The organism is Actinocrinis sp., from assembly GCF_035946395.1.
Taxonomy (GTDB): domain Bacteria; phylum Actinomycetota; class Actinomycetes; order Streptomycetales; family Catenulisporaceae; genus Actinocrinis.
In genome coordinates, this window is the sequence record NZ_DASYZI010000368.1 from 1 (window position 1) to 5,085 (window position 5,085).

6 protein-coding genes are annotated in these 5,085 nt (G+C 68.4%); all 6 read left to right on the forward strand.

Annotation, left to right across the window (positions count from 1 at the left end; translation table 11 throughout):
- Positions 1 to 180, forward strand: a 180-nt coding sequence (locus VGS97_RS22945) for a ubiquitin-like protein Pup (RefSeq protein ID WP_326855696.1), incomplete at its 5' end; no start/stop codon positions are given.
- Between the two features lie 236 nt (positions 181 to 416).
- A complete protein-coding gene (locus tag VGS97_RS22950) occupies positions 417 to 905 on the forward strand; it encodes an endonuclease VII domain-containing protein (RefSeq protein WP_326855697.1) in 489 nt (162 codons plus the stop codon).
- The gene (prcB, locus tag VGS97_RS22955) at positions 905 to 1,741 is read left to right on the forward strand and encodes a proteasome subunit beta (RefSeq protein ID WP_326855698.1); all 837 of its coding nucleotides are present in this window, start codon (positions 905 to 907) and stop codon (positions 1,739 to 1,741) included. The genes VGS97_RS22950 and prcB overlap by 1 nt, the downstream gene beginning before the upstream one ends.
- Before the next feature lie 40 nt (positions 1,742 to 1,781).
- A complete protein-coding gene (gene prcA, locus VGS97_RS22960; RefSeq protein WP_326855699.1) occupies positions 1,782 to 2,678 on the forward strand; it encodes a proteasome subunit alpha in 897 nt (298 codons plus the stop codon).
- 95 nt (positions 2,679 to 2,773) lie between these two features.
- On the forward strand, positions 2,774 to 4,135 hold the full coding sequence (gene pafA, locus VGS97_RS22965; protein ID WP_326855700.1) for a Pup--protein ligase: 1,362 nt from the start codon (positions 2,774 to 2,776) through the stop codon (positions 4,133 to 4,135).
- Between the two features lie 21 nt (positions 4,136 to 4,156).
- The coding region (locus tag VGS97_RS22970; protein WP_326855701.1) for an FKBP-type peptidyl-prolyl cis-trans isomerase at positions 4,157 to 5,085 on the forward strand (929 nt) is incomplete at its 3' end.

Consider the following 5,085-nt stretch of genomic DNA (forward strand, 5'->3'; position numbering starts at 1 on the left):
CGCGCCTCCAAGCACACCGAGGAAACCGACGAGGAATTCGTCGACGAGACCAGCGACCTGAAGGACCGTCACGCCAAGCTGTCCGAGGACGTCGACGACGTCCTGGACGAGATCGACGAGGTCCTGGAGACGGACGCGGAGTCATTTGTGAGGGGATTCGTCCAGAAAGGCGGCGAGTGACACGCTGTCTGACCTGCGGATATAACTTTAAGTAATCAGAGTACAGATAAGCGGGGGTCATGGTGGAAACGACCGAGGGGAAGCGCTGTAGGGACTGTGGCGAGACCAAGCCGGTCAGTGAGTTCTGGCGTTGGGCGCACGCGAAAGACGGTTATGGGGTGTATTGCAAACCCTGCGGGTCGATTCGGAATGAGCGGTATCGCGCTCGCCGGCGCGAGAGGCAGGGGTTGCCTCCGGTGGTGAAGCGCGTCACGGCGCCGCAGGTGCCCGAAGGCATGAAGTGGTGCCGTGACTGCGAGGAGGTCAAAGCGGTGGATGACTTCCCGATCGCCACCCGCAAAGCCAGCGGTCGAAACTCCTACTGCAAGCCTTGTTTCCAGGCCCGGGTGGTCGCCAGCCGGATCAAGGTCCATGGAGACCGGCGCGAGTACCACTTGCGGCATCGCTACGGGATCGGCGTCGCGGACGTGGAGTGCATGCTCGCCGACCAGGACAACAAGTGTCTGATCTGTGATAAGCCCGACCCGGAACATGTCGATCACGACCACGGGACGGGTAGGGTACGAGGCATCCTGTGCTTCAACTGCAACCAGGGACTCGGCAACTTCCGGGACGATCTGCGCAGTCTGGGCCGCGCGGTCGACTATCTGATGAGAGGGAGCTCGTGGAAGGGCAAGGGGCTGGACGGTTTCCAGGTCAGCAGGTACCGCTTCGCGGCGGCCTGATGGGCGGCGCCTTCATGCAATCCGGCACGTCGTCGTTCACCGAGTTCCTCGCGGCCTACAACCCGGAGTATCTGCCGGGGCGGCGAGCGGCCGCGCTCGGCGCGGCTGGGGCTGGGGGCGGCGCCGTGCATCTGGATGTGCGGCACGGGACCACCATCGTGTCGATGACGTTCCCGGGCGGCGTGCTGATGGCCGGTGACCGGCGGGCGACCGCGGGGAACATGATCGCGCAGCGCGATATCGAGAAGGTGTTCCCGGCCGACGAGTACTCGGCCGTCGGCATCGCCGGCGCCGCTGGGATCGCCGTGGAGATGGTCAAGCTGTTCCAGGTCGAGCTGGAGCACTACGAGAAGATCGAGGGCGTCGAGCTCTCGCTGGACGGCAAGGCGAACCGGCTGGCCACGCTGATCCGCGGCAACCTCGGCATGGCGATGCAGGGCTTGGCGGTCGTGCCGCTGTTCGCCGGCTACGACCTGGAGACCGGCGAGGGCCGGATCTTCAGCTACGACCCGGTCGGCGGCCAGTACCCGGAGCACGGCTTCTACTCGGTGGGCTCGGGCTCGGTGTTCGCCCGCGGCGCGCTCAAGAAGCTGTACCGCTCCGACCTGGACCCCGTCGGCGCGGCCACCGTGGCGATCCAGGCGCTCTACGACGCGGCCGACGACGACTCGGCCACCGGCGGCCCGGACACCACCCGGCGCATCTACCCGGTGATCGCCACGGTGACCGAGGACGGCTACCGGCGGCTGCCCGAGGACGAGGTCTCCGAGTTGGTCCACGAGGTCGTCGACGCGCGGCACCGCTCGCCCGACGGCCCGCAGGCCCCGCTGCGCTGACGTCCGACCCCTTCGCAGATCGACAGACGACGAGGAATCCATGACGACCCCGTTCTACGTGTCGCCCGAGCAGTTGATGAAGGACCGGGCCGACTACGTGCGCAAGAACATCGCGCGCGGCGGCTCGGTCGCGGTGCTCAACTACGACGGCGGGATCCTGTTCGTCGCCGAGAACCGGTCCCGGGTGCTGCACAAGATCAGCGAGATCTACGACCGGGTCGGCTTCGCGGCGGCCGGCAAGTACAACGAGTTCGAGAACCTGCGGCAGGCCGGCGTACGGCTCGCCGACACCCGCGGCTACCTGTACGACCGCCGGGACGTCTCGGCCCTCGGCCTGGCCAACGCCTACGCGCAGACCCTCGGCACGATCTTCTCCGAGGCCGGCGGCAAGCCCTACGAGGTCGAGCTGATCATCGCGGAGGTCGGCGACCGGCCCGAGCAGGACCAGATCTACCGGCTGACCTACGACGGCTCGGTGGCCGACGCGCACGGCTTCGTGGTGATCGGCGGCGCGGCCGACGCGGTCAGCGGGGTGCTCGAAGGCAGCTACACCGAGGGTGCTCACCTCGGCGCCGCCCTGCGCACGGCCGTCGCGGCGCTCGGGCGCGACGGCACCGAGACGCGCGAGCTGTCGCCGACTCAGCTCGAAGTCGCGGTGCTGGACCGCAACCGGCAGCGGGACCGCAAGTTCCGCCGTCTGGTCGGCGCTCAACTCGCGCGGCTGCTGGCCGACGAGCCGGGCGCGGACGAGGCCGCGTTCGCCGAGAACGGGAATGGGAATGGGAACGGCGGTGGCGCCGAGGAGGACAGCGGCGTCGATGCGAGCGGATCGGCTGCGGGTGGCGCTTCCGGTGGCTCAGGTGAGCAGGGCGACATCCTGGAGGACATCGACGGCGTGCTGGACGAGGAGGAGGGCCACGACGGTCCGGAGGACTGAGGGTCTGCGGGGTTCCGGTTGGGACTTCGCGGCAGTGGATAGGTACTTCTAAGAGTCCACATACTCCCCTAGGGACAGAGGCGGTGGGGAAACCGATGGACCGTCGGATCTTCGGACTAGAGAACGAATACGGTGTCACCTGCACGTTCCGTGGGCAGCGGCGGCTGTCCCCGGACGAGGTGGCCCGGTACCTGTTCCGCCGCGTGGTCTCCTGGGGGCGCTCCTCGAACGTGTTCCTGCGCAACGGCGCTCGGCTGTACCTGGACGTCGGCTCGCACCCGGAGTACGCCACCCCGGAGTGCGACTCCGTCGAGGAACTGGTGGTGCACGACAAGGCGGGGGAGCGGATCCTCGAAGGCTTGCTCGTGGACGCCGAGCGACGGCTCCACGAAGAGGGCATCGCCGGCGACGTGTACCTGTTCAAGAACAACACGGACTCGGCCGGCAACTCCTACGGCTGCCACGAGAACTACCTGGTCACCCGGCACGGGGAGTTCTCCCGGCTGGCCGACGTGCTCATCCCGTTCCTGGTGACCCGTCAGCTGATCTGCGGCGCCGGAAAGGTGCTGCCGACCCCGCGTGGCGCGGTGTACTGCGTCAGCCAGCGCGCCGAACACATCTGGGAGGGCGTCAGTTCCGCGACGACCCGCTCCAGGCCGATTATCAACACCCGGGACGAGCCGCACGCCGACGCCGAGCGCTACCGGCGGCTGCACGTGATCGTGGGCGACTCGAACATGAGCGAGACCACGATGCTGCTCAAGGTCGGCGCCACCGACCTGGTGCTGCGGATGGTCGAGGCCGGTCTTGTGATGCGCGACCTGACGCTGGAGAACCCGATCCGGGCCATCCGCGAGGTCTCGCACGACCTGACCGGGCAGCGCAAGATCCGGCTGGCCAACGGCCGCGAGGTCTCGGCGCTGGAGATCCAGCGCGAGTACCTGACCAAGGCTGCCGACTTCGCCGAGCGGCGCGACCTGCGCACTGCGCCGGTGGCCAGGGTGCTGGAGCTGTGGGAGCGCACCCTGGACGCGATCGAGCAGGGCGAGCTGAGCAAGATCGAGCGCGAGATCGACTGGGTGATCAAGTACCGGCTGATCCAGCGCTACCAGGAGAAGCACGACCTGCCGATCTCGCATCCGCGGATAGCGCAGCTGGACTTGGCGTACCACGACATCAGCCGCCGCCGCGGACTGTACTACCTGCTGGAGCGACGTGGAGCGGTCGACCGTACGGCTCGTGACCTGGACATCTTCGCGGCCAAGTCGGTGCCGCCGCAGAACACCCGGGCCAAGCTGCGCGGCGAGTTCATCAAGCGGGCCCAGGAGCAGCGCCGGGACTTCACCGTGGACTGGGTGCACCTCAAGCTCAACGACCAGGCGCAGCGCACCGTCCTGTGCAAGGATCCGTTCCGCTCCGTGGACGAACGCGTGGAGAAACTCATCGCCTCCATGTAGCGGCCTTGTAGGGTTGGGCCCGTGCTACGTGAAGAAAAGATGAGCGCCCGGCGGGCCGGGTCGAGGACGTCGCCGAGATCGGCGAGGGCTGCCGCCGTGGCGGCGGTGCCGCTCGGATTGGCGCTGGCGCTGGCGGGCTGTAGTTCGTCCTCCGGTTCCGGCCAGAGCGGCGGCAGCCTGCCGCAGGTGACCGGCGCGGTCGGGCAGAAAGCCGTCATCACCCTGCCCTCCGGCGCCGCCGCGCCGACCTCGCTGGAGACCAAGGTGCTCGTGCAGGGCAGCGGCACGGCGCTGGCCAACGGCGAGCTGGCGGCGGTCAACTACACGGTGATGAACTGGACCGGCGCCAAGCAGCTCGGCGACACCTACTCGACCGACGGCGGCAAGACGCCGAACCAGCCGCAGGTGGTCACGCTCGGATCGAGCGGCCTGCTGCCCGCATGGGGCACCGCGCTGGTCGGAGCGAAGGTCGGCAGCCGGATCGAGGTCGTGGCCCCGCCCGCGCAGGCCTTCGGCAGCCAGGGCAACGCGCAGGCCGGAGTCGGACCGAACGACGACCTGATCTTCGTACTCGACGTCGTCGCCGGATACCCGGCGACCGCCGACATCACCGGCAAGCAGGGCGCGCAGGCGGGAGCCGGGTTGCCGGCAGTGAGCGGCGATCCGGGCAGCGGCAACCCCCAGGTCACCATCCCGGCGGGCGCGAAGCCGCCGGCCGCCCTGGTCGCCGACACGCTCATCCAGGGCGCCGGCGAGGTGATCGGCAACGGCCGGACCCTGGTGATGCAGTACACCGGTGTGGACTGGAACACCGGCAAGACCTTCGACTCGTCGTTCACCCACAAGCAGGCCTTCAGTACCGTGATCGGCGCCGGCAAGGTCATCAAGGGCTGGGACGAGGGCCTGGTCGGCAAGCACGTCGGAGACCGCGTGCTGCTGGTGATCCCGCC